General features: G+C 42.3%; 24 protein-coding genes. 11 read left to right on the top strand and 13 right to left on the bottom strand.

Features of this window, described 5'->3' with window-relative positions:
* Positions 1–22 precede the first annotated feature (22 nt).
* On the bottom strand, positions 23–829 hold the full coding sequence (locus C6Y07_RS02510; RefSeq protein ID WP_060596491.1) for a tyrosine-protein phosphatase: 807 nt from the start codon (positions 827–829) through the stop codon (positions 23–25).
* A 122-nt stretch (positions 830–951) separates the two neighbouring features.
* Here C6Y07_RS02510 and C6Y07_RS02515 point away from each other — a divergent pair, with 122 nt between their 5' ends.
* A complete protein-coding gene (locus tag C6Y07_RS02515) occupies positions 952–1,722 on the top strand; it encodes a DeoR/GlpR family DNA-binding transcription regulator (RefSeq protein WP_060596492.1) in 771 nt (256 codons plus the stop codon).
* A gap of 24 nt (positions 1,723–1,746) precedes the next feature.
* Here C6Y07_RS02515 and C6Y07_RS02520 read toward each other — a convergent pair whose 3' ends face one another.
* Positions 1,747–2,325, bottom strand: coding sequence for a hypothetical protein (locus C6Y07_RS02520; RefSeq protein ID WP_060596493.1), 579 nt, complete (start codon positions 2,323–2,325; stop codon positions 1,747–1,749).
* A 125-nt stretch (positions 2,326–2,450) separates the two neighbouring features.
* Between C6Y07_RS02520 and C6Y07_RS02525 the strand changes: the two genes are divergently transcribed.
* The 6 genes from C6Y07_RS02525 to C6Y07_RS02550 all read left to right on the top strand — a co-directional run bounded on the left by C6Y07_RS02525 (position 2,451) and on the right by C6Y07_RS02550 (position 10,182).
* Positions 2,451–3,584, top strand: coding sequence for a CdaR family transcriptional regulator (locus C6Y07_RS02525; RefSeq protein WP_060596494.1), 1,134 nt, complete (start codon positions 2,451–2,453; stop codon positions 3,582–3,584).
* 77 nt (positions 3,585–3,661) lie between these two features.
* Complete coding sequence (gene glcD / locus C6Y07_RS02530; RefSeq protein ID WP_060596495.1) at positions 3,662–5,071, top strand: glycolate oxidase subunit GlcD; 1,410 nt, start codon at positions 3,662–3,664, stop codon at positions 5,069–5,071.
* Positions 5,068–6,411 (top strand): (Fe-S)-binding protein, encoded by a 1,344-nt coding sequence (locus C6Y07_RS02535; protein WP_060596496.1) that lies wholly within the window; start codon positions 5,068–5,070, stop codon positions 6,409–6,411. Before glcD ends, C6Y07_RS02535 begins: the two co-directional genes overlap by 4 nt.
* A gap of 73 nt (positions 6,412–6,484) precedes the next feature.
* Positions 6,485–7,972, top strand: a complete 1,488-nt coding sequence (locus C6Y07_RS02540) for a spore germination protein (protein ID WP_060596497.1) — start codon at positions 6,485–6,487, stop codon at positions 7,970–7,972.
* 12 nt (positions 7,973–7,984) lie between these two features.
* Positions 7,985–9,085 carry a GerAB/ArcD/ProY family transporter gene (locus C6Y07_RS02545; RefSeq protein WP_060596498.1) on the top strand — a complete coding sequence of 367 codons (1,101 nt, stop codon included), beginning with the start codon at positions 7,985–7,987 and terminating at the stop codon, positions 9,083–9,085.
* A complete protein-coding gene (locus tag C6Y07_RS02550) occupies positions 9,082–10,182 on the top strand; it encodes a Ger(x)C family spore germination protein (protein ID WP_060596499.1) in 1,101 nt (366 codons plus the stop codon). The genes C6Y07_RS02545 and C6Y07_RS02550 overlap by 4 nt, the downstream gene beginning before the upstream one ends.
* Positions 10,183–10,194: 12 nt before the next feature.
* On the opposite strand, the gene C6Y07_RS02555 is transcribed toward C6Y07_RS02550, so the two are convergent.
* Both C6Y07_RS02555 and C6Y07_RS02560 read right to left on the bottom strand, forming a co-directional pair.
* Entirely contained in the window at positions 10,195–11,184 is a 990-nt protein-coding gene (locus tag C6Y07_RS02555) for a hypothetical protein (protein WP_223253260.1), read from the bottom strand.
* Between the two features lie 79 nt (positions 11,185–11,263).
* The gene (locus tag C6Y07_RS02560) at positions 11,264–11,494 is read right to left on the bottom strand and encodes an excisionase family DNA-binding protein (RefSeq protein WP_034660863.1); all 231 of its coding nucleotides are present in this window, start codon (positions 11,492–11,494) and stop codon (positions 11,264–11,266) included.
* A gap of 357 nt (positions 11,495–11,851) precedes the next feature.
* Here C6Y07_RS02560 and uptA point away from each other — a divergent pair, with 357 nt between their 5' ends.
* Positions 11,852–12,454 carry an undecaprenyl phosphate transporter UptA gene (gene uptA / locus C6Y07_RS02570; protein WP_060596501.1) on the top strand — a complete coding sequence of 201 codons (603 nt, stop codon included), beginning with the start codon at positions 11,852–11,854 and terminating at the stop codon, positions 12,452–12,454.
* Between the two features lie 40 nt (positions 12,455–12,494).
* Here the strand turns inward: uptA and C6Y07_RS02575 are convergent, their stop codons facing one another.
* Positions 12,495–13,316, bottom strand: a complete 822-nt coding sequence (locus tag C6Y07_RS02575; protein WP_106047894.1) for a uroporphyrinogen-III synthase — start codon at positions 13,314–13,316, stop codon at positions 12,495–12,497.
* Between the two features lie 142 nt (positions 13,317–13,458).
* On the opposite strand from C6Y07_RS02575, the gene C6Y07_RS02580 reads away from it, so the two are divergent.
* Positions 13,459–14,079, top strand: coding sequence for an acetate uptake transporter (locus C6Y07_RS02580; RefSeq protein WP_106047896.1), 621 nt, complete (start codon positions 13,459–13,461; stop codon positions 14,077–14,079).
* 38 nt (positions 14,080–14,117) lie between these two features.
* On the opposite strand, the gene C6Y07_RS02585 is transcribed toward C6Y07_RS02580, so the two are convergent.
* Positions 14,118–15,137: an LLM class flavin-dependent oxidoreductase gene (locus C6Y07_RS02585; RefSeq protein ID WP_106156206.1), complete on the bottom strand. Its 1,020-nt coding sequence runs from the start codon at positions 15,135–15,137 to the stop codon at positions 14,118–14,120.
* A 183-nt stretch (positions 15,138–15,320) separates the two neighbouring features.
* Here C6Y07_RS02585 and C6Y07_RS18790 point away from each other — a divergent pair, with 183 nt between their 5' ends.
* Both C6Y07_RS18790 and C6Y07_RS02590 read left to right on the top strand, forming a co-directional pair.
* Positions 15,321–15,581 carry a hypothetical protein gene (locus C6Y07_RS18790; RefSeq protein ID WP_060596505.1) on the top strand — a complete coding sequence of 87 codons (261 nt, stop codon included), beginning with the start codon at positions 15,321–15,323 and terminating at the stop codon, positions 15,579–15,581.
* A gap of 310 nt (positions 15,582–15,891) precedes the next feature.
* Complete coding sequence (locus C6Y07_RS02590) at positions 15,892–16,227, top strand: BclA C-terminal domain-containing protein (protein ID WP_106156208.1); 336 nt, start codon at positions 15,892–15,894, stop codon at positions 16,225–16,227.
* Between the two features lie 20 nt (positions 16,228–16,247).
* Here C6Y07_RS02590 and C6Y07_RS02595 read toward each other — a convergent pair whose 3' ends face one another.
* The 7 genes from C6Y07_RS02595 to nirB form a co-directional block, all read right to left on the bottom strand.
* The gene (locus tag C6Y07_RS02595; RefSeq protein WP_060596511.1) at positions 16,248–16,808 is read right to left on the bottom strand and encodes a CatB-related O-acetyltransferase; all 561 of its coding nucleotides are present in this window, start codon (positions 16,806–16,808) and stop codon (positions 16,248–16,250) included.
* Positions 16,809–16,872: 64 nt separating this feature from the next.
* Positions 16,873–18,240 (bottom strand): MATE family efflux transporter, encoded by a 1,368-nt coding sequence (locus tag C6Y07_RS02600; protein WP_060596512.1) that lies wholly within the window; start codon positions 18,238–18,240, stop codon positions 16,873–16,875.
* Positions 18,241–18,259: 19 nt separating this feature from the next.
* Positions 18,260–19,744, bottom strand: a complete 1,485-nt coding sequence (dacB, locus tag C6Y07_RS02605; protein ID WP_066030797.1) for a D-alanyl-D-alanine carboxypeptidase/D-alanyl-D-alanine endopeptidase — start codon at positions 19,742–19,744, stop codon at positions 18,260–18,262.
* Between the two features lie 127 nt (positions 19,745–19,871).
* Complete coding sequence (locus tag C6Y07_RS02610) at positions 19,872–20,852, bottom strand: pectinesterase family protein (protein WP_060596514.1); 981 nt, start codon at positions 20,850–20,852, stop codon at positions 19,872–19,874.
* 82 nt (positions 20,853–20,934) lie between these two features.
* The gene (locus tag C6Y07_RS02615; RefSeq protein ID WP_170938391.1) at positions 20,935–21,678 is read right to left on the bottom strand and encodes a DUF421 domain-containing protein; all 744 of its coding nucleotides are present in this window, start codon (positions 21,676–21,678) and stop codon (positions 20,935–20,937) included.
* Positions 21,679–21,705: 27 nt separating this feature from the next.
* Positions 21,706–22,029, bottom strand: coding sequence for a nitrite reductase small subunit NirD (gene nirD / locus C6Y07_RS02620; RefSeq protein WP_034660879.1), 324 nt, complete (start codon positions 22,027–22,029; stop codon positions 21,706–21,708).
* A gap of 23 nt (positions 22,030–22,052) precedes the next feature.
* Complete coding sequence (nirB, locus tag C6Y07_RS02625; protein ID WP_106156209.1) at positions 22,053–24,464, bottom strand: nitrite reductase large subunit NirB; 2,412 nt, start codon at positions 24,462–24,464, stop codon at positions 22,053–22,055.
* Between the last annotated feature and the right edge of the window lie 71 nt (positions 24,465–24,535).

Here is a 24,535-nt window from a genome sequence, read left to right on the forward strand (position 1 = left end):
TTTGCATCACCTCATATTCAGTTTATTCCGCTTTTTGAGATCGAATGCCAGCAGATGGTGTCAGCAGGATGTTTTTCATTTCCTTGAGCTGAGCTTCAGGTATTTCGCAAGCCTCGATTAAATACCGCTCTGCACTTCCGTATGTGTCCATCATTTCGTTTAGCACATCTTCCAGATAATCTTGCTGCACACCGAGAAGCGGTTGAATTTGCTCTTTTGACACCCGGTATAAACTCATCATGCGGACAAATCGCTGCTGCCTTCTGACAAGCATTTTCACACCTTCATTGGAACGCATATATTCACTTAAAACGGCCGGCATCGGTACACCTGCTGCTAATTGAATGAGGGCAGATAAAAAGCCTGTCCGGTCCTTACCGCTCGTGCAGTGAAGCATCAGCGGGTAATTGCTCTTATCTGAAAGCAGCGAGAACAGCTGCTGAATCTCTTCTTTACGTTCTGTGAGCATACTTTGATATAAATCTTTCATAATCGGTGCAAATGAAAGAGATTTCCCTTCAGTTGTCAGCATACGAAACATGGTCCACTTACTTGGCATCTTACTGTCAGGCTGCATCGGGATATGAACGATTTTGTTGTGTTCCTTGATTTTTGGCGGATGTGATTTGCGTTCTGAGCTTGTTCGGAGATCACAAATGGTTTGAATCCTAAGCTTTGAGAACGTCAACATATCTTGTTTTGTGAGACGCGATAGATCTGCGGATCGATAAATCATTCCCTGCCTGATCACCATCTCACCTGTTGTTTGAAGTCCCCCTACTTCTCTAAAATTCGCAAGCTTTGAAAATGGGTTGTTTGATTGATTCATAGAAGTGAAAATCCTTTCCGTTACGTTCTTTTCTCTATCATACGCTTTTATTGAGATGGGGAAAAGAGAAGCCATTTGGTATAATGGAAAAAGGAGATTCGGATGGATTGGAGATATGAAGCATGATAAAAACAAAACGGATTCAGCAAATCAAAGAGTATGTGTTTGACCGGGAATCTGCCTCACTTGATGAGCTTGTGGCGCATTTTGGCGTCTCAAAAAACACGATACGCCGAGATGTACAAGCATTGGTCGAATCCGGCGTGCTCAAAAAAGTATATGGCGGAGTCGCTGTGAACCATTCAACATTAGTAGTATATCAAGAGCGAAAGACCCGCCAGCTCAGTAAAAAGCAATTGATCGGACAAACGGCTGCTGCTTTTGTGGAAAATGGGGATATGATTTTTGTTGATTCTGGTACGACAACACTTGAGATGCTTCCCTATTTGACTGAGAAACAGGTGACCGTTGTGACCAATAATGTAGATTTTATTACACAGGCGATGCCTTATGAAAATCTCACTATCTTTTCCACCGGCGGGATGCTTGAGAGAAAAACGAATTCTTTCGTTGGCTATCAAAGTGTAGAGCGTTTGAAAGCTTACAATGTCAATAAAGCCTTTATCGCATCAACTGGTTTATCCATTGATCACGGAGTCACGAATTCGTCCCCACTTGAAACGGATATTAAAAAGACAGTTGTTGAAAAAAGTGCCAAAACGTTTTTATTAGTTGATGATAGTAAGTTCGATCACTACGCTTTGACCACGTTTTGTGATTTACACGATCTTGATGTCGTCGTCACGAATAAACAGCCAAGTGAAGATTATCTTCAATATGGAAAAGAGCATGATGTACGGTTTGCCACGCCTTCATCAAATGAGCAGACGTAAATAAATGGATCACAAAAAAACGGCTCAGGAATTTGAGCCGTTTTTTGATTCATTCATTTCAAGCTGCATGATCATGCGGAATAAAAAACGGTATACGGCTGAGATGACTTCAATGAAAGGCATATCTTCGTGGATGTCCTCAAGCTCAAGAAGCTGTAAATTCACATCGAATAAGCCGTCTTGCCCATTAAATTGAAGCTGCGCACCATTTAATGGAGCCAGCATGTCTTTTAAAATACCTGTGTCTTTTTTAGGACGTTTTAAACCGAATAACACGGTATACGTTTGAAACACTTCGTCCCATTCAATGGCTAATCCATCGACTCTCACCACATCAAACCACTTTGATTCGATATAAATGAATTCTTTTTGATGTTTTTTTACATATGTAAGCGGTGTGTTTAGAAATGAGGCGCCTTCTGTTTGAATCATGTCCTCGGATTCTTTGTCTACACGCTCTATATATACATCGCTAAAGCGTGCCTCTTCCTTTATTCTTGCACCTTCTAAAGGCCAATTGTGGCGCGCCGCTTCGTCATATTCAAAGTCTGGCAGCGCTTGTCCTTCTTTCAGTAAATCTTGTAAGCGATTTTGCAATGACATGGCTATGTCTCCTTTCTTCTCTTTCATGTGCGTTTATTATTTTAGCATAACTCATGAAAAGAAAGATATGACTCAGCATATGATGGTATGATAGTGTCAAAAGAAACATCTCGGAGGGGTACGTTTTGCTCACAATGACACTGGCAGAAAAAATCGTAGACGAGGTCAAAAAAGTGCTGACTGAGGAAATCATCATCGCACAAACAAACGGCACCATCATTGCGGCAACAGATCCAGCGCGCATTGGTCAATTTCATGAAGGGGCGTATCTGACATCCTTTGAAGGACAAAAACGAATCCTCACAAAGGATGATGAGCAGCAAATGAAAGGGGTCAAAGCCGGCATCAATCTGCCTATTTATTTTAAGCAAGAGGTCATTGGGGTGATTGGGATGACAGGAAATCCCGTCCATGTCTCTCCATTTGGCGAAATATTACGAAAAATGACCGAACTGCTTATTCAAGAGCATGAATTTTTTCTAGAAACGGAAACCGATGAACGGCAGCTTGAAGCGTTTGTGTTCGACTGGCTTCATCTGCCAGAGACAGCAATCAATCTCACTGAAAAAGCAGCGCGGCTTCAGCTTGATGTCAACAAGCAGCGTATCGTCGTCCTCATTGATTGTCACGATGAATCGTTTATGAAGCAGGATCAATACAAAAAAGTAAAGGAAATGCTGCATCTCACAAGTCAGGAAATGATCGTTCGCTGGGGACATGCCCGCTTTTTGCTCATGCTGCAAACCTCGGCAAATGATCGTGATACCTTGCAGCAGCGTCTTTTTCACATCCATGCTTCCCTCACCTCACGTTCCACGTCAAAGGTTTTGATAGGTGCGGGAAAACCAGCAGCTGGACATATGATGAAGCAATCCTTTCATCAAGCCTTTCGTGCCTTAAAATTGGCGAATGTGGATACACCGATTGTGTTTGATGAGGATTTAACACTTGAACTTTTTATAGAAGAAGTGAGTCAGGAAACAAAAGAAGTGTTCCTTGATCGAACGATCGCCCCACTTCTCCCCTACCCTGAACTAGTGAAAACATTGCGTGTACTCATAACATCAGATTACTCATTGAAGTATACCGCGGAAGCGATGCACGTACATATCAATACACTGCATTACAGACTAAAACGTATCCAAGATTTAACGACACTTGATCCAAAACGCATGCAAGATGCGATGCTCTTTTATTTAGCCTTGATGCTATTAGATCATCATCCAAATAAACGAGGCGAACAGCCCAATATTTTGTAGAATCGTCCATAGGCATGAGGCGATTCTTTTTTTATACTGAAAGAAACGGTATGTCTAATCAGTAGGAGTGAATGCGCATGTTAAATTCTGAATTTTTAAGTCAATTAAAAAAGATTGTCGGGGCGCCCTATGTACAAGACAGTAAAGCCGATCGGCTTGCCTACTCTTATGATGCAACACCTAATTTTCAGCATATGCCAGATGTCATCGTAAGCCCGCGCGCGGCTGAGGACATCCAGCAAATTGTCCGGCTCTGCGCTTCATATAAGGTGCCGATCGTGCCTAGAGGATCAGGAACGAACCTTTGTGCAGGAACCTGTCCTACACAAGGCGGACTTGTGATGTTGTTTACAAGAATGAACCAATTAATCGAAATAGACGAAGAAAACCTCACCGCAACGGTCCAGCCTGGTTTGATCACACAGGAACTTATTCGCCAAGTAGAGGCAAGAGGTCTCTTCTACCCACCAGATCCAAGCTCGATGAAAATCTCCACGTTAGGCGGCAATATTAATGAAAATTCAGGTGGTCTCCGGGGGTTAAAATATGGCGTGACGAGAGATTATGTACTTGGACTTGAAGTGGTTCTGCCAAACGGTGACATCATCAAAACGGGCGGCAAGCTCGCAAAGGACGTGGCCGGATATGATCTGACCCGTTTATTTGTTGGATCAGAAGGAACGCTCGGAATTGTCACAGAAGCCACGCTGAAGCTTTTGCCGCTTCCAGAAACCAAACAAACGATGCTTTGCTTATATGAAAGCCTAGAGGAAGCAGCCGCTTCAGTTTCGGCGATTATTGCAGAGCGTATTATCCCCGCCACATTAGAATTTATGGATCAGCCGACACTGAAAGTCGTCGAAGACTTTGCCAAAATCGGCCTGCCGACTGACGTTCAAGCGGTGCTATTAATCGAACAGGACGGCAACCCTGAGGCCGTTTCCCGTGATATAGAGAACATCGCAAAGGTCTGTCAGCAGCACGGTGCAAAAGGAGTAAATATCGCACATTCTGAAGAAGAGGCAAGTGCCCTTTTAACAGCGAGACGAGCCGCTTTATCTGCCCTCGCCCGTTTAAGCCCCACAACGATTTTAGAAGATGCTACAGTCCCCCGGTCTGAAATTGCGAACATGGTGCGGGCGATCGAAGACATTGCGAGAGAGTACGAAGTGAAAATCTGTACATTTGGTCATGCAGGTGACGGGAATTTACATCCTACTTGTGCAACCGATGCAAGAAATGAAGAAGAAATGAAGCGGGTCGAAGAAGCCTTTCAGGCCATTTTTGAAAAAGCAGTCTCCCTTGGCGGCACCATTACGGGTGAACATGGCGTGGGTCTGATGAAAGCCCCCTATTTAGAGCTAAAGGTCAAAAAAGAAGGAATCGCTGCAATGAAAGCAATCAAACAAGCGCTAGATCCAGCAAATATTATGAATCCTGATAAGGTGTTTGGAAAAGCAGCAAGAAAGCGGGTGGTGGTCTCATGAATTCCCCTAAACAATCAGAGATTCAGCAAAACTTTCAGCAGCAAATGGATGAAAAGGAGCTGCTCAACTGCATGCGCTGCGGCTTCTGCCTCCCTTCCTGCCCTACTTATATTGAATCCGGTCAACAAGAAACTCACTCTCCCCGCGGCCGGATTGCTTTAATGAAGGCGGTGAGAGACGGCGTGATTGAGCCGGATGAAGATGTCGAACATTCACTGAACCTTTGTCTTGGATGCCGTGCATGTGAACCGGTCTGCCCTTCCGGCGTCAAATATGGACGTTTACTTGAGGATGCGAGAGACATCCTTCAGCAGCACAAAAAACAATCTCTTCCTGTCAAATTTGTGAGACGTGTTGTGTTTAAAGGACTCTTTCCTTCACAAAGTCGAATGCGTCAAGCGGCTGGACTTCTGCGATTTTATCAAACCTCTGGTCTGCAAACGGCCGCCCGCAAGTCTGGCATGCTAAAGGTGCTTCCGCCGCATTTACAGCTGATGGAGCAGGCCCTTCCAAAGGTGCCGCGTCAACAAAAAAGCCGTGCGTTAGAATACAAAGCCATTGGCACGGCAAGAAAGCGTGTGGCCTTTTTTACTGGCTGTTTAATGGACACCGTTTTTTCCAGCACAAACGAAGCGACCATCCAGCTTTTGCAGCTGGCCGGCTGTGACGTTGTCGTCCCTCCTGTTCAGACTTGCTGCGGTGCACTTCATGGCCATAGCGGAGAAAAGGAGCAAGCGAAACAGTTAGCAAGGCGGAATATTGAAGCATTTGAGGAGATTGAGGCAGATGCCATTGTCATGAATGCGGGCGGATGTGGTGCCTTTTTAAGTGATTATGATCATTTGCTAAAGGATGATCCGGCTTTTCAAAAGCGAGGTGAAGCCTTCTCAAATAAAATCACGGATATATCAGATATTCTCGTGGAGCTTAAGTTTCACCGGCGTACATCGCTTGCCTTGCCAGAGCAGATCATCACCTATCAAGACTCTTGTCACTTACGAAATGGAATGGGTGTAGAGCAAGCGCCAAGGGTGCTGATGAAGGCGATTCACGGGGTATCATTTAAAGAAATGAAGGATGCCGACCGCTGCTGCGGATCCGCCGGAATTTATAATATTTTGCAACCAAAGATGTCGATGCAAATTTTAGATCATAAAATGACAGAAGCTAGTCAAACAGCGGCGGCTGCCATTGTCACGTCCAATCCAGGCTGTCATTTGCAAATGGCAGCGGGTATCAAACGTTCAGGACAATCGCCCAGCATGCGTGCCGTCCATCTCGCAGATTTTTTATTAGAAGCCGTTCAATATGGAAAAAAAGCGTCTAGCTCATCAAGCTGAACGCTTTTTTTCATGCATATCTTCAGACAATTAGTTGGATAATAGAGGCAAATCGCGGAAGGAGATGATTCAAGTGCTGAAGAAAAACAAACAACATCAAAAGGACCCAAATTCAGTATTTGAGGCATTGTCACGTTCCTCTGATTTTACAAACGAATTGTCACGAAGTGAAGGTTTTCTTTATCGAATCTCTTTTTTTCGTTCTTTAATTAATGGTCATCTACTCCATGAACAAATTTTGCCCTGCATGAAAGAGTTGCACCTCACCCCCACTCTTGAGGAGCTGAAAGAACGAATCCCCATTGAACAGTCTGTCATCACGACCGATCTTCAAAAAGTGGAAGAAGCCCTTCATCTGGGCAATATGGCCATTCGGCTCGAAACGGACTGGGGCAAAGCACTTCTGATACCGATTGAAGAAAAGAAAGGCAGACAAGTTGGGCCCCCCGAGATTGAATTTGGCATTATCAGTGCCCAGGAAGCATTTGTGGAGGTTTTGGATACCAATTTAAATTTGGTCAGGCGGCGGCTGCCGACGCCGAACCTGAAAGTGGCAGAAAAGACAGTTGGCACGCTATCTCAAACAAAAGTAGCGGTGTTATATATTGAAGAAATCGCCAACCCGCAAAACATCGAAACCGTTCTCCAGCGCATTGAGGACGTTGATTATGATCAGATTTTAGATGCGAATTACCTCGCTCAAATGCTTTATGATGTATCCAATACGATCTTTCCATTGTTTTTAAATACAGAAAGACCCGACCGCGTGTCGTCAGGTTTAACAGAAGGGAAAATTGCCATCTTAGTCGATGGATCGCCTCATGTCTTGCTTGCCCCGACTATTTTACTTGAGTATTTTTCCACAATGGAAGACTACAATATGTCGTGGATGGCGGCTTCTTGCTTTCGGCTGTTACGCATATTTGCAGTGATATTCTCCATTTTTGCGACACCTTTATATGTAGCCGTTTTAACCTTTCATTATGAGCTGATCCCAAAGGATTTATTAGAAACCATTGTGTCCTCGCGCTATCTTGTTCCATTTCCTCCGATTATTGAGGCCCTATTTTTAGAGATTTCGATTGAATTACTAAGAGAAGCAGGTTCGAGGCTCCCAGCTAAAGTCGGGCAGACGCTCGGGATTGTTGGCGGGATTGTCATTGGACAGGCTGCTGTGGCAGCAGGCTTAACAAGTAATATTTTACTCATTATTGTCGCCCTTTCTGCTCTTGCCTCATTTGTCACCCCTATTTACAAAATGGGCAGTGCCATTCGGCTGCTGAGATTTCCATTTCTATTTGCAGCACAGATTTGGGGTGCATTAGGCATTGCCGTGATGGGATCTTTCCTACTCACCCATTTAATGAAATTAACGTCTATTGGAAGGCCGTATCTAGAGCCTATTTTTCCACTGCGTCTGACGGATTTAAAGGGTAGCTTGATTCGTCCTCAGCTCCGCTTTTTGAATAAAAGACCGGAAAATTTACGCCCGCAAAATGAAACGATTCACCGGCAAAAGCCTAAGCAAGGCCGTAAGGGGAAAAATGATTTTTATGAATAAGGAAGTGAAAGCATGAGTTCTTCTTCTGTGAAAGAAAAATTTCAAGTTTCCCCTTTTTTTGTGTTTTTTCTCATCAATGCCAATCAAGTAGGTGTCGGCATTTTAAACTTTCAAACAAACCTTGTTCGTTCTATGAATAATGATGGATGGATCGCCATTCTTATTTCTGGCATCAGCGTCAATGTGATGATCTTTCTGATGTACTTGATGTTTAGAAAGGCCCCTTCGGATGAATTTGGTGATATCACGCAATACGTATTTGGCAAATGGATTGGGCAATTATTCAACATACTCTATATCTTATATTTTGCTTCTTTGTCGTTGACCGTTCTCGTCCACTATATGGATGTGATCCATGTATGGCTGTTTAAAGAAATTCCTGGTCTATTGTTTGCGTCTGTACTGCTGCTGCTTGTGTATTACATTCATACCGGCGGCTTTAGAACCATTGCTGGATGGGCATTTTTTAGCATTGTACTGACGTATTGGATGACGTTTATTTGCTTTTATGTCATGAAATATAGTCACATTCGCTTCATGTTTCCGATGTTTGATCATACATTTTCGCAGCTGGTAATGGGCGTCAAAGATGCCTCCTTATCCATGTTTGGTTTTGGCACGCTGCTTGTCTATTATCCCTTTATTAAACAAGCACAGACGTCACAAAAATTTGCCCACATGGGGGCATTATTCACGACATGCTTAAATTTACTTGTCTTTCTCGTCTCCATTGCGTATTACTCTAGTGCTCAGCTCAAATTAACAAAATGGCCGACATTAACGTTAACAAGTATTGTGAAACTTCCCTTTATCCAGCGCTTTGAATTTATTGAAGTGTCCCTCTGGCTGCTTCTGATCATTCCAAATATCGCCATTCCATTATGGGCAGCGAGCCGAATGGCGAAACAAGTATTTCATACGAGTCAGCGCGTCACTTTAATCTGTCTCAGCATCCTCATTTTGGTCATGTTTTCGTTTTTTGCCGGGGCAACCTCTTTTGAAGCCTTTAATCAATGGGTGGAATATAGCGGATACATTCTTATATATGGATTGATTGTCTGTATGGTCATTGGGCTGATGCTGAAAAAAAGGTGGGTGAAAAAACGAGCATGAAACGTTATATACTCATGGGTCTCATGTTGTTTAGTCTTTTGTTAACTAGCTGTGCACAGCCTCGCCTTTTAGATGAATTAAATATCTCTCAGGCGGCAGGATTTGATTTAGTAGAAGATGGCGAAATGAAGGGCTTCTTCGTCTTCCCTGTCTTTAAAAGTGAAGAGCAAGGAAGTTATCAAATATTAAGTGCGAGGTCAAACACCATTAGTAATATTCAGTTTCTCGTGTCAGAAAAATCACCTTTTCCAGTGGTCATGGGCCAGGTGCTCGTTATTTTAATCAGTGAAAAATTAGCAAAAGAAGTCGGCATGATCGATTTAATGAATTACATTTATCGTGATCCTATCATTGGTTCACGCCAAGTGTTTGCGATTGTAGGCGGAGAAGTTGAAGAGTTATTATACACAAAAATGAATCAAACGAACTTGAATATTGGCGTGTATCTCTCTGATCTGTTAACCCAAAATATGCGAAATGGCAATGAACCTGTGACCAATCAGCATATTTTTATGAATCAGATGCTGGCAAAAGGGGTCGATGCTTACCTCCCTTACATCAAAAAAACAAGCAATGCCATCAAGGTCACAGGAGTCGCTCTGTTTGATCAAGAAAAAATGGTGGGTCATATCCCTGGAGAAGAAACGTTCACATTTAAAGCGATGATTGAAAATCATAAAAATGGCATCTACGAGTTTCAATTGGATGATCAAGCAAAGACCCATGTCGTCATTGAAAATATCAAATCACATGTGTCTTACCAGATCAAACCAACGAAAAACCTAACAAAAAAGCCTCATATCACGATTGATATCAAGCTGAAAGGTGAATTAAAAGAATTTATGAAGTCCAAAAAAATTGATAAACCTTCTATATTGGACCATGTTGAAAGAAAAGTTGAAAAACGTGTCGCTAAGCAAGGACAAGACCTTGTTCAGTCCTTTAAAAAGCAAAACATAGATCCGCTTGGGCTGGGTTTGAGGTATCGATCAAAAGACAAAGCAATGACACCAGAAAAATGGCAGGAAATCTATCCTGATGCGGATGTACAAATTAAATGCCATATGAAAATTGTTCAAACCGGTGTCAGTCAATAAATGAGTGAAAAATTATTCGAAAATGTCTTCTTTGTTATTCATTATTTTAGACACGTTCATTTTGACTCGTGGCACGCGATCTTTTTGAAGATAGTCATTTAAAGTGTTCTCTACTTCATTTTTATCTGTTCTAAGGATTTTAGGTGAACATTGTTCCACAAGGACTGGTCTATTCCCTTTAGCGCAGTTTGCCATTGTATCCAGTGCAATTAAGCTGAAAGGTCTTCCTTTGTCGAGCCATGTTTTCATTCTATCCCAGGTTGGACAGCTTACGGCTGCCAGCCTTCCCCAATGATCGTGAAATTGGGTACAGGCAGACTCCATCCAATCCATGATTTTGTAAGAACGGAAACGGTACAGGCAGATAAAAGCAGCTGTCGGCAATTCTTTTTCACTGATCGATTTCAATTTCTCTATCACATGTTGTAAACCCTCATCTTCTGGCAGGCTGCTGGCTGCTGCCCAGGAAAGTGGATAAAGAAATTCTTCGTCAGCCTGATCCAAAAGTTCCCTAACCCACCCAGCGGCAGATGTACCTAAAACATCAGCCGCGATTTCTATCATTCGTGATTTCACTTCGACATGCCGAGTTTCATCAAACCGACTTTGAACAGAGTCTAAGATCTTTTTCTCATCGTGCTGTTTCAGAGCATCGATGACATCACCCTCAAGAAACCACCTAGTGATTGAAAAGTCTAATAAAGACGCCAAATCTTGCCGAACGTCTTGTAATGTGGGTGCTTTATCTTCTTTGGTGACGATGACATCATCCTCTAATTGGAAAGCCTGTCCGTCCTCTCCATAAAAGTCATCGTGCAGTAAAAATTGTTTAGGAGAATGGAGAACGGCTAAGTTATACCATTCAATAGGTCGTAATGAATAGTTGAGTAGTCTCTTGTGACACGGATGACATAATTGATAAGGCTGTTTCGGCTCATCAGAATTCTCTACTACATTCATTGCGTTTTTTTGACAGGCTTCACATAAAGCGGCTTTTTCCACTCCATTCACTTCCTTTTATTGCATATGTATGATCTTTTATATTTGTCATCATTGAATCATGTGAAAAGAACAATGTTTTCTAATCTTCGTCCTTTACATCTGGATCTTCAGGAATCGGTTCATTTAAAATCTCTTGGACGAGCTCTTTGTATTGTTCAAGCTGCTTCATATGCGTTTGAAACTGTCCTTGATAAATCAGATAGGATTCGCCGTCAAATACATAGCGGATCTTTTTTTGCTGGATTAATTTCTCAATATACGCTTCAGCTACTTCTAAGTATTCAGCTGTTTCTGCGATTGTTAAATACATGTTTGTGCACCACCCGTTCGTTTCATCTAACAAATTATATCATGATCTGTTGAAAAAAACGGATGCAGCCTGTTCATATTTTCTTTACTGATTTGACCACTGACATCATGATAGTTCTTCACATAACAAGTGTTCAGCAAGTAGATCGTCTAGGTACAAGCAAATATGGTATGATAAAGTTTGCTAGACGAGAGTTTATCGTCACAGACTTGGTGGAAAAGCCAGGCATTCATGAGGCGTCTTTCGGTTTAGCCGTGGGAGGTAAGCGGAAAGCATACTCATGAGAAAAGCAAAACAAGCATAGGCTTTTATAAGGATGCTTGAAGAAAATTCGTATTTAAAGGCAGAGTGAAATGAATGGGAACCTTGTTCAATGAAATTTTAACCTGGCTGACAAGCCTTGGTTATGTAGGTGTAGCACTAGGTCTGATGATTGAAATCATTCCGAGCGAAATTGTTCTTGCTTATGGCGGATATATGGTGTCAACAGGAACAATCGGTTTTGTTGGAGCTGTTATCGCTGGCGTCATCGGAGGTACGCTCGCACAGTGTTTTATATACTGGATCGGTCTTTATGGCGGAAGACCTTTTTTAACAAAGTACGGAAAATACTTATTCATCCATGAACACCATATCGCAACTGCAGAGCGCTGGTTTGACCGATATGGAACCGGTGTGGTGTTTACAGCGCGCTTTATTCCTGTTGTCCGCCACGCCATCTCCATTCCAGCAGGTATTGCCAAAATGCCTTTTTTGAAATTTGTCCTCTTGACAGGATTAGCTGCCATCCCTTGGTCGATCTTATTTATCTATCTCGGTATGCAGCTTGGGACAAAGTGGGATCACATTCAAAGTGTTGCTCACGCTTATACAACCCCTATTATGGCCATTGCGATCGTCCTGATCGTTCTCTATTTCGTCATCAAAAAAATTCGTACGAACCGAAAACGGACAATCTAATGAAAAACGCCTTCCACTGATCGGGTGAAAGGCGTTTTTTCTATGAATGTGATGATTGTTTTTTCATATATTGGGATAATTCCATAATCATTGCACCCATTCTCTCAAGTGACGGAGCTAGAATTCTGTCTATTCCCTCTACTTTTAAAGCTTCAGCTGTGACTTTTCCGACGGCCACTGCCAGTACGTGCTGCTCGAATAGCTCTTGGAGTTCTTGTTTTCTACCCCATTTTGCCGCTAGTGTGAAAAAGGCGTGAACCTGAACAGCGGTTGTAAAACAGACGGCATGGACTTTATCATCTTTCATTTCTTGAAGCAATGTTTCTGCGGCCTCTGGTTCAGGAGGTGTGTGCTGATAAGGTAAAAGCGGCAAAACATCAGCCCCTTTGTCATGTAAAAACTGGATGAGAGCCGGAGCGTTTTCCCCGTGAAGCTGCACCATGACGCGTTTGCCATGAAACTCCTTGTCTTCAAGCTTTGAGATCATGTCACGAACCGTTCCATCTTCATCAGATACGTCTGGCTGAATTCCGCGTTTTTTGAGTGCTGCAAAGGTTTTATACCCTCTTGAAGCAATATGCGCATTTGATAGAATGTGCATAAATGCTTCCCCCAGATGAAGCTCTTCTGCACTCTCAATCAATGTGTCTGTCCCGATGCCTGTTGTGAAAATCACCCAATCCGCACCTTGCTTCACAAAGGTTTCAATGCCTGGCTTTAACTCCTCTTTGGCTAAAAATACAGTTCCTTGAAGAGAACGAATAACGGCTTGTCCTCCTTGCTTTTCGACAAGTGTACGCATTTCTTCTGTTTTTCTCGTTCCACAAATGGCAATCGTTTTTCCAGCTAAGCCTTTACTCATTTTATCCCTCTTTTTCTATCACATTTGATATGTATTAAATATAGATTTATTTGGAAGACGTTGCAAGTGTCTACTAAAAAAGAGCTTGACGTTTCGGTCTAATTCGAGTATCTTTTGTAAGTGCAAATTGTAGGAGGTCATTATGGAAAAACAGAATGTTCAAGCTATTCGATTATCAATTGCAGACCCAACACCACTTGGTTTGTTTGGTTTAGCAATGGTGACGCTCGTTGCGTCCTCACAAAAACTAGGAATTACAGAGGGCACTTCCCTTATTTTACCTTGGGCTATCTTCCTTGGAGGCATCGCGCAGCTAATCGCGTCCATACAAGATTCAAAGCATCATAATATTTTTGGAGCCACTGCCTTTGGCGCATTCGGTCTTTTTTGGATGGGCGTTGGAACGACTTGGCTCATTCAAGCCGGCGTTTTTGGGAAAACGCTTGCGGGAGCAGCAGATCCAAAACAACTAGGTTTTGCGTTTATCGGTTATTTGATTTTCAGCTTGTTTATGACGATTGGTGCAATGGAAACACATAAAGTATTATTTTTGATTTTCGTCTTTATTGATTTCTTATTCCTTGGTCTTTCCCTTAGCTCGTTTGGTGTGATGTACGATGTGACTCATACCATTGCAGGTATCGCAGAATTGATCATTTCCCTGCTTTCGTTTTATGGTTCAGCAGCAGTTGTGCTCAATACTCATTTTGGCCGTACTGTGCTGCCAATTGGACAACCATTTCGTATTTTTACAAAAGCATAAATAAAAAAGAACTGCTTTGTGCAGTTCTTTTTTCATGTTTATTTTTCTTGTGCCTCTTGGAAGATCTCTCCGATGATTTCATACGAGCGCATTCTTTCTTGATGGTCAAACATATCCGAATTAATCATCACTTCGTCTGCTTGAGTGGCTTCAATAAAGGCTTCCAATTCTTTTTTCACCTTTTCTTTATCCCCGATCATTGTCGAACTTAATTGTTCATCCACCATCGCTTTTTCATACGGACTCCAAAGGCCGTCCATACTGTCAACAGGCGCTTTGAGTTTTCCTGGAGTATTTCGAATGAGACTCAAAAACCGCTGATAATGAGAGGTCGCCAAATATTCAGCTCGCTCTGTTTGATCTGCAGCAAAAACTGTCACACCCACCATGGCATAAGGCTCTTTTAACACATCAGAAGGTCTAAATGACTGTCTATACAACTCTAAAGCAGGAATTGTATTTTTAGGTGAAAAATGTGCCGCAAAGGCAAATGGCAATCCAAGCTCTCCTGCAAGTCTTGCGCTAAAACCGCTTGAACCAAGCAGCCAAATCGGAATGTCTAGACCCTCTCCTGGAACGGCTCTTACTTGTTTTTTGACCTGTCCGGTTGGTTTAAAATATTGCCGAAGTTCTTCTAGCTGCTCAGGGAAATCTTCTCCGTTATGAAGGTTACGTCTGAGAGCTCTTGCCGTTAACTGATCTGTCCCTGGTGCTCTTCCAAGACCTAAATCAATTCTCCCCGGATATAATGTCTCAAGTGTCCCAAATTGTTCGGCAATGACAAGTGAAGAGTGGTTTGGCAGCATAATCCCGCCAGATCCTACTCGAATTTTTTCGGTTCCCCCAGCAATATATCCAATTAAAACGGACGTTGCAGAGCTCGCAACACCTTCCATATTATGGTGTTCTGCTAGCCAGTATCTATGATAACCCCACTTCTCCGCCTTTTTTGCTAAATCCATACTATGTTCAAAAGACTCCTTAATGGTGCCTCCTTCTGTCACAGAGGATAAATTTAAAACGGAATAAGCTGTGCGCTGTAAAACTGATTGACTCATAAATGATGTCCCCATTTCTGTCAAAAATCATACTAGTTATATACTTTCAACACCATAACATAAAATCATGAAACATTTAAATGATTTGATTCGATGATTTTCGAAATGATGAGTTTCTAGGTTTTACTTCAAATTTGAAAATTTGCACATAGAATGAAATATCAATTTTAGGAGATGGGCAATTTGTACAATCAATTCGATCACAAATGTCCCTTTTGCGGTAAATATCATGAGCAGCCTCATTACAAAAGATCACGTCATGACCGTCCTCAAAGAAGAGACTGTCCATTTATCAATCAAGAACATTCAAAACAAAACAGGTCTCGAGGGAATCCCCATGTGAAAAAGGAGAAAAACAATCAAAAACAATTCAAAGGGTTGGACGAAGAGGCCCAGCAGGTCCCGCTGGGCCAACCGGACCAACTGGACCTGCTGGCGGATTAACCGGCACCCTCCCTTTTAACCCCTCACAATCACAAGATTACGAGGCGGGTCAAGTTGTCACTTATGAAGGTGGTACGTATATTGTGGACTCTGCTCCACCTTTAGGTACGCCAGATACGTCACCGGATTATACGCTTTTGGCAGCACCTGTGCTACAGGTTCAACAGGTAGCACAGGTGCTGCTGGACCTACTGGCGAAACGGGAATCACCGGTGCTACTGGAACAGGTGGTTTTACGGATACAGCACTTTATGCTGCTAATAGTTCTGGCCCTACCATTGTTACTGTAGCCGGAGGAACGAATATTCCTTTGCCAAACTTTCAAAACATTACTGGTTTTACAGCAAACGGCACAAGTACTGTTTTTACCGTTCTGCAAACTGATAAATATTATATTACGTATCAAGTCAACACCACTGCAGCTCTTTTAATTAATACATGTTTGCTTTTAAATGGAGCAACCACTGTGCCTAGTTCTGTTCAATCACCTGTTATCTCTACTTCGTTTATCCATAATACTGTAATCGTTAATTTAACAGCTGGAAGCATCATTTCACTGCAGTTTTTTGGGGCTGTTGCCACAGCTGTTTTAGTTGGCGGGGGTGCTGCTGCAGGTGCTGCCTTGACCATTATACGGCTCAGCTAAACGAAAAAAGAAAGGCTTTTTCAGCCTTTCTTTTTTATGTCTTCTATTACATTTATACAATGTTCAATATCATGAGACTGCAAAAGGTGAAAAATAGATTGGATGATTGCAAACTCTAAATTCCACCATTCTAATAACTGCAGTTTTTCGATCATTTCGGATGAAAACCGATATTTCATGAACTGCTGCGGATTTCCTGCAGCAATTACATATGGCGGCACATCTTTTGTGATGACACTATTTGCTCCGATCACTGCTCCGTTCCCTATACATACTCCTGACATAATCGTCGCGCCATATCCAATCCATACGTCGTGTCCTATCTGCACATCTCCTTTTGATTTGGGATGTCCTTTGATGTGGGCAGCTTCTTTGAAAATTTGATTAAACGGATACGTTGTGACCCAATCTGTCCGGTGTTCACCGCCAAGGAAAATTTTCACTTCGTTTGCGATGGAACAAAACTTCCCAATGTTTAGTGTCGCACCTTCCCCCCATGTCAGCACTTGGAAATCTGGTCCGGCATAAGAAAAATCACCGATATTGTGCGAGCTCAGTTCACTTCTTTGATTCAAAAACATAGAAGATCAGACCTCCTGAAAAGTGATAGATCTTCGTATGTATATGCTGCTTCACACTTTCACATTATGACTGAACAAGCGCTACAATTTGTTTTTTCTTCCATACGAGCTGATAGTAGCCGTATTGAAGGAGTAAGTTCACAAAGAAAGCCGCAGGATAGCCAATCCATATGCCCTTGATGCCAAGGGATGTGTAGTGCGATAGCACATAAGCGACTGGTACTTCTACAAGCCAAATGGAGCAAATACTAAAGATTGTTGGCCATAAAACTGTTCCACTTGCTCTCATCGTGGCTGCAACAATTTGGGCCGTTCCAAAAATAAGATAGCTCCATAATGTAATGACGACCAAGCTATAGGCAATGTCAATCGTCTTAGAATCTGTTAAAAAGATAGATAAAATCTGTGGTGCAAAGAGATAAACGATGATAATAATGAATCCGCCTATGGCAAAATTGAGCCCTAACCCGATTTTTATCACATCTTTCAAGCGGTTGATATTCCCTGCACCGATGAATTGTGCTGCAAAGATAGAGACTGCAATGCCAAGACTCACTGCCGGCATCTGCACATAGCTCACGACTTGATTGACAACACCATAGGCAGCTGTGGCCTGTGATCCATAATCGTTGACAAAAGAAATAACAGCAATTTCTGATAAAGAAATAAGGATCATATTAATGCTCGATGGAATGCTGAGCTTTAATAATGTTTTTAGTAGATCCCCTTTCATCAATAAATGCTTTCTCACTGATGCATCAATGCGAAGCGGGTGCTTTGTCTTATATAAGTAGATATGTAGAATAATAAACGTCACAATGGTTGAAATCACAGAAGCATATGCAGCGCCGTATAAACCAAATGCCGGCAGTCCCATCCAGCCAAATAATAAAATGGGCAGCGTCAAAATATTCGTTGCCGTACTAATCATTAAGAAATAAAAAGGCGTTTTTGAATCCCCAGTTCCTCGCAGGAAGGTTGTGTAAACAAAATAAAGAAATAAGATCGGCATTGAGATGAATAGAATTCTGGCATATGCCGCACTTTCCTCCACAATATTTGCAGGTGTTCCCATGAGATTTAGGATGTCTGTTGCAAATAAACCTCCAATGATCGCTAAAGAAAGTCCGATTAAAAAGGTGAATGAAAGCGTTGTGCCAATAATTTCTTTTAATCTTTTTTCATTTTTCGCGCCATACGCTTGTCCAATAAGGATGGAACTTCCCGATCCAATTCCAATGGAAAAAGAAACGAGTAAAAAGAAAAGCGGAAAGAATGCAGAAATAGCAGCTACTGCATCCTCTCCAATCCATCTACCGACAAGAACGATGGATACAAGCTGTCCGATTGATTGCAAAATATTGCTAAGCAAAAGCGGGACGAGAAAAATGGACATGGTTTTTACTAAAGATTGATTGTTATCTAACGTCATGATGGTACTCCTTCTCTATCTAAAGATTCTCAGCTAAAATGCTGACAATATGGTCTTCTATCTCTTTCCCTTTTTCGTCATCAACAAGATGATTTAATAAAATGGAAAAGGCGACCGTCTTTCCGCTCTTCGTGTCAATATATCCAGAAAGTGTGCTAACCGTTGTTAATGAACCTGTTTTTGCACGTACTTTTTCTAGTGTAGCTGGTTCTTTCAATCTGTTCCTTAACGTCCCTCCGACCATTCGTTCACTTGCCCCTGCTAACGGAAGCGCATGTTCATAGGTCTTAAACCATTTTTCCTTTTGAATGTTTGTCAAAAATAACGTGAACTGGTTGGCAGAAACAAGGTTAATAGGTGATATGCCCGACCCATCTCGCAGCACTGCATGCGAAGGATTGATGCCAAAAGCAGGAAGCCTTTCATTCATGACATCCAGTCCATCCTCAAAGCTCCCTTTGCTTTTCACTTGTTTTCCAAGTTCCTTTAGCAACATTTCTGCATGGGTATTGTTGCTGAGTTTCATCATGGGAACAAGCAGATCTGATAAAGGCATCGATGAATGGGTGGCAATTTTCTTGGCTTTTTTAGGAACTTGTTTTGTTTTAAGCGGTCCTTTTACTTGAATCCCTTCCGCCTTTAACGCTCGTTTCATTAAATCTAACGCATAAGTGGTTGGCTCCCATAACGCTACCCATTGTCTAGATGAACTCGCTTTAACCGGAATGGTTCCAGTCAACGTAATCTTGTTTGTGCCGTGAGAGCGCTTAAAAGAAATTTTCTTTTTTCCGCCTTCTGGCACGGTTTTTACTTGATTCATGACTTGAGGGACAGAAGTCTTCGGGATGATGTCATAGGTCGCTTTTTGCCCTGCTTTCTTTCCTGGTTTTACTTCGAGAATCACGGTTCCTGCATCATAATCTTGATTCGGTGAAGCTGTGAGAGCAGAGATTTGTGCACCGTAATATTGATCTTCATCACTCCAAGGCAAATCAATAGAATATCGCGTATCATCATACCAAGTGTCATCTGCCGCAAGCTGTCCGCGAATCGTATGTATTCCGGCCTTTTTCACTTGTTTGGCAAGTGCTGCAAAATCCTCCTCTAATAAAGTCGGATCCCCGGTACCGCGTAGATACAGGTTGCCATGTAACGTTTTCTTTTGAATAGAACCATCCATCCAGATATCTGTCAGGAATGTGTGTGTTTCTCCTAGTATATCAAGGGCGATGGCTGATGTGAGCAGTTTCATATTAGAAGCAGGAGTAAGACGAATATCGGCTTGATGTTCATAAAGAAGAGAGGAGTCAGAAGTATTGCGGACGCTGACGCCGGAGATCGCGCCCTCTAAATCAGGTGCTGTTCGTATGAATTCATCTAAAGCTGTCATCCACGGCAGTGAGTCGTCACGAGCTGTAAGTTGATCATCTTTTGCTGAAAAAGGGAGAAATAAAATCGACAGGATACATATTTGTAAAAACAAGAGCTGTGAAAAACGCTTCACGCAATCCCTCCTTTTTTATCGCAGCCAATTTTAGAAGAATATGTTCATTATACACAAAAGAACGTTTGTTCTCAAAGGTTTTTTAAACAGAAAAGTCAGCTTTCTTTGACGAAAACTGACAAGCCCTTTACCTCTTTTCTGGATTCCAGCCATCGGTTCCGCCAAGAACAGCTTGCACCGTGATTTGACTTGCTTCGTTTTTCGTTAAAATGTTGGACCATTTAACGCGATTTGCTACATTGCTTCCGGTCCCAGTCGATCCATATTCTTTATATCTTGCTGTTCTTTCGTTATCACGGTTATCCCAGTTATGCCATCCCTCTGCCTTAATATGTTCATCCATTTTTGTATAGAGGAATGTCACAGCGGAATGTGGCCTCCACGGACGTCCTAAATAAACCGATTGAGCAGCTGCCGTCCCCTTTTTCAACGTAGAATCGATGAATACATAGCCATACCTTTGTGCTTCTGTTGTGGATGCTGCAGTAATATACCCATTTCCAAGACTTTTTATTTCAGCTCTTTTAAACACAGCTGTGGCTGATCCAAAAATAAAATCGACCGTGCCCTCGATATAGCAGTTTTCATAATATTGCCGGCCTGAGCCTGTTGCATAAAGTGTATCTTGATACCCTAAGACCCGTATTTGTTTGAACGCAGCCCGGTCGCCAGACACATACAGCGCAACCGCCTGACCAGCATGTCTGCCAGCTGTATTTTGAAAGGTGATATTTTCTGCGTAAAAGTCGTTCGAACGAATCATAGTGCTGGAGCTATTTGTTGTGCTGCCAGTTCTTGCATTTGTATCATCATACGTCAGAATCGTCTTGTGCTGGTTTTCGCCGATAAAGGACACGTGCGGTTTATTTTGCGGAAGCAGGATCTTTTCTTTATACACACCATTTTTAATATAGATCGTTACGCGCTGTTGATTGTTCGCTGGAATCGCATCAATGGCAGACTGAACGGTTCGAAACGTGCCATTTCCCTTATGATCGACCACAAGGACGCGGTTTGTTTGATTCTGATGTCCGGCTGCTTGAAGTGAAGCTGAGTCAAATAGTAATAAAGACAAAACGAATACAAGCCATACCTTTCCATACTTCATCGCACATCTCCTCCTCTTTGTGAACATTTTCAATCAAACATTCTTTTTGATCCTATTCATGACACACAAAAAAAACACCCACTTAATTTTGTTGTGGATGTTTTTTAGATTTTTCATATTTTATCGCATAAATCCCTTCATTTTCAATCCATTCACAAAATAGAACGTCTCGATGAGAAGAAATGTGCTGCTTTTTTAATTGCTCACTCAGCCATGTTTCGTCAAAGCCAGCTTCTTGTAGGTCATCTTTTAAAATTTCGCCATCAATAATAAATGTTCTAGGCAATTTGACTTCTTTTCCCTTCACGTTCACATCTTCTGCTGTGGCAGTTGCGTATTTCATTTTCGGAAGAACACTGACAGAGCCGTCTGTTTCCAAAATGGCATATTCTATTTCATGCAAGGCAAAATGACCTTTCGCGCGAATCAGTGTCTGCAGCTGATTGAGATCAAGCATATTTTTCTTCAAACGATTGTAGTGAATGTTCCCTTTATCAATGACAAGCGTAGGTCTTCCTTCTAAAAAGGCTCGAATACCTTTAAAGCGTTGTGAAAACCATTCAACTGTATAGATGAGAACGCCCCACACTGCAACAGCAAACAAAATGTGCTGAATCTTGACTTCTGGGTCAAAAATGGCGTTTCCGACCATTTCGCCTAAAATCAGTGCAGAAATAAAATCAAACGGCGTGATTTGTGCAAACTGTGTTTTCCCTAATAATTTTGTAATAAAAAATAAGGCGGAAAACCCGATAAATAGTTCAATCAAAATACTAAAAAACGGCACAGAAATTCCTTCCTTTCTTGCTGCATTTACATACAGCATATACATGAAAGGAAGGATCTAAACTATTTATGAGGGCAATAAAATAAAGACATCGTCCCCCTCGACCAATGTTTCATACGTTTTAACGCATCCGTGATCTGGTGCTTGAACGTTCCCTGACGAAAGATCAATCTTCCAATCATGCATTGGACAGAAGACATGGTCTCCACTTACCATTCCTTCAGCCAGAACACCGCCTTTATGAGGGCAGCGGTTTTCAATGGCTTTGAACTGCTTATTAGAGGTTTGAAAGACAGCTAATTCAAGAGTACCGGCTGCGACTGTTTTCCCTAGCTGCAGCGGAAAATCTGAAAGGGTGCCAATGTGAACTTTTACAACTGAAACTGTCATATGATCTCATCCCTTCAATTGATTTATACAGAAGCCGTCGCTTTTTGAAATAATTGTTTCGTGTCTTTTTGACTCTCGCGCAGCTCCTGCCAAGGCTCCTCATACGTTGACAGTGCGATGTCCATTCTTTGGATTAAGGCTTCTCGTTTCTCATCATCTAGGAGTACTGATTGAATATGATCTAATCCAAGTCGTTCAACCCAAGCAGAGGTTCTTTCTAGATAATTTGCCGTTTCTCTGTAATATTGAAGGTACGCAGCTGCCACTTGCTCTACTTCTTCTGCTGTACTGACCTTCATCAATAAATCTCCAGCCCGCAAGTGTGTGCCGCCATTTCCGCCGGCGTACAATTCAAACCCTCCATCAATTCCCACAATGCCAAGGTCTTTAATGCCAGATTCTGCACAGTTTCTAGGGCAAGCAGAGACAGCCATTTTGACTTTATGCGGTGTCGCAAGACCTTCGAATTTCTTTTCAAGTGCAATGCCAAGAGCCATCGAGTCCTGTGTGCCGAACCGGCAAAATTGTTCTCCAACACAAGTTTTGACCGTTCTTAAAGATTTTCCGTAAGCATAACCAGATGGCATATCCAGGTCTGCCCATACTTTAGGTAAATCTTCTTTTTTGACACCTAGAAGGTCAATACGCTGGCCGCCAGTCATTTTCACAAGCGGTATTTCATATTTGTCGACGACATCAGCTATTTTTCTCAGGTCATTTGCATTTGTCACGCCGCCGTACATCCGCGGAACAACCGAATAGGTGCCATCTTTTTGAATATTGGCATGCATGCGTTCATTCACAAATCGTGAGCTCTTTTCATCTTTGTACTCAAGAGGTTGAAGCATGCCTAAATAATAATTCAGGGCAGGTCGGCATTTTGAACAGCCTTCCTCTGTCTCCCAGTCAAGTACGTTCATCACTTCTTTGACATGCTGCAGGCCCTTCTCTTTGATTTCATGAATGACTTCATCTCGTGAACGAGTGGTGCAGGCGCAGATGGTTTCTTTTTGGGCTGTTCGGTTCGCATCATCGCCCAACGTGTGCCAAAGAATCTCTTCGACAACGGGCTTGCAGCCTCCACATGATCGTGAGGCACTTGTACATTGCTTCACTTCCTGAATCGTTGTTAAGCCTTCTTTTTGAATGGCTTCCACAATCTGACCCTTTGAGACACCATTACAGCCGCAAACGATATGGTCATTTGCCATGCTTTCAATCATGCTTTCTTGCGCCGGATCATTCGAGGTTAAGACAGATACCTTCTCCATATCCGACATATCTACCCCTTCTCTAATATACGAGAATAGACGAGGTCCATCGCTTGTTTCTCCAAACATGACGGCACCTACTAATCGGTTTTGCTGGAAGACTAGTTTTTGATAGATGCCTTTTTGTTCGTCAAAGATTTTGATCGCTTTTTTCTCATCGTTTTCTATAAAGTCACCAGCTGAAAACACGTCAACTCCCGATACTTTCAGTTGCGTTGACAGAACAGAGCCTTCATATGGCACAGGATTCATGTCACATACATGCCCAGCAAGCACATTCGCTTGATCGTATAAAGGAGCGACAAGCCCGTACGTTTGTCCTCTGTGTTCTACACATTCTCCGACGGCATAAATGCCTGGGACACTCGTTTCCATGAAATCATTGACGATAATACCTCGGTTCACTTCAAGGCCGCTTATTTCTGCAAGCATTTTACTTGGTTTAATTCCTACAGCCATGACGACTAGGTCTGTCTCAAGTGTCGTGCCATCTGAAAATGATAACCCTTCAACTCTTGTATCTCCTAAAATCTCATTTGTCTGTTTTCCTAACAGGAAGTTCATGCCCTGTTCTTCTAATGCTTTTTGTAGAAGCTGACCTGCAATAGGGTCTAGCTGGCGTTCCATTAAATGAGAGCTGAGGTGAATGACATTCACTTCCATGCCTAAGTTGAGTAGGCCGCGTGCTGCTTCCAGTCCAAGAAGGCCGCCTCCAATGACTGCTGCTTTTTTGTACCTGCTAGAGGCATTGACCATTTCCTCTGTGTCTTGCAATGTACGAAAGGCCGTCACGCCTTTTTTATCACGCCCTGGAATCGGCAGGATAACCGGAAGTGACCCTGTTGCTAAAATCAATCGGTCATAATGCACGGTCCGTCCTTGATCACTGGTGACTGTTTGGTTATCTGTATCGATCTTCACAATGGTCTCATTTGTAAACAACTGAATATCATGCTCCTGATACCAATTCCAATCGTTTAGTGTAATATCTTCAACCTTCGTATCTCCTTGAAGCACCTTCGATAAAAGAATCCGGTTATAGTTAGGATGCGGTTCACTTCCAAATACCGTCATGTCGAATCGTTCGCTGTCTGTTTTTAAAATGTTTTCGAGGCTTCGAATGCCAGCCATACCGTTCCCCACTAATACGAGTTTTTCTTTCACGATAAAACACCCCTCATGTGATCATTTTTTAGAAAGTACCATCATCTAAACATAGATGGAAAATACATGTT

The organism is Bacillus sp. LNXM12-1, assembly GCF_003004375.1.
Taxonomy (GTDB): Bacteria; Bacillota; Bacilli; order Bacillales; family Bacillaceae; genus Bacillus.